Source organism: Stenotrophomonas sp. GW821-FHT09E08, from assembly GCF_059416125.1.
Genome location: NZ_JBWKOO010000042.1, coordinates 1 through 679, shown reverse-complemented (window position 1 = coordinate 679; position 679 = coordinate 1). Strand labels below are relative to the sequence as shown.

Here is a 679-nt window from a genome sequence, read left to right as displayed (position 1 = left end):
GTCGATTAATTAATGAGTTCACATTCATGATGATCGAACAGCATCCGATATGACCTGGCCTTCACGGCGGAGACGGGCAGTCGCTGGGTGACCGACCTTCTGAAAATCAGGCCAATGTAAAAATGTAGAGATTTCGCCCCGCATGGCCCTGCGGATCACAAGCAATCAGGCGATGAAGAAGTCCCGTTCTACCGAGAAGTAGATCGCGTACGCGCTCAAGCAGGTCGAGCTGGGGATGGCGGTCGACGAGGTGTGTCGCAAGATGATGTATGCCCCACCGTTTCCTGCTCAGGTCATGCGATTAAGGTAGCGGCGTAAGCCACGTCTGGAGTCATCATCTTCAGTGCTTGGTGAGGGCGCTGCTGGTTGCAAAAGGCGATCCAGTCGACAATCACCCGCGTGCCGTGGACCTGGCTCTCGAAGCGATGCCGGTGCACACATTGCTCCTTTCGAATGACTCGTTCCACCATCCCGTTCTGCTGCGGGCAGTGTGGCGTGATGAGCTCCTGCTGCAGGCCGTAGCTGCGCACCAGGCGCGTGTAGTCGCGGCTGCTGAACACCAGGCCGTTGCCGGAGCGCAGCAGGACATCAGCGAGGCGCCGCTGGTGTTCCTCGGCTACGGCGTGAAGGCGCCGGAACGCAACTGGGACGACTTCAAGGGCGTGGACCTGAAGGGCAA

1 protein-coding gene is annotated in these 679 nt (G+C 58.8%); it reads right to left on the bottom strand.

What is annotated here, in order from left to right; translation table 11 throughout:
• Positions 1 to 293: 293 nt before the first annotated feature.
• The gene (locus AC07M7_RS21135; protein WP_495208229.1) at positions 294 to 470 is read right to left on the bottom strand and encodes an integrase core domain-containing protein; all 177 of its coding nucleotides are present in this window, start codon (positions 468 to 470) and stop codon (positions 294 to 296) included.
• Positions 471 to 679 lie beyond the last annotated feature (209 nt).

Excerpts from the sequence above, each read along its gene's own strand:
- AC07M7_RS21135 (WP_495208229.1), bottom strand. The coding sequence starts at position 470 with ATGGTGGAACGAGTCATTCGAAAGGAGCAATGTGTGCACCGGCATCGC.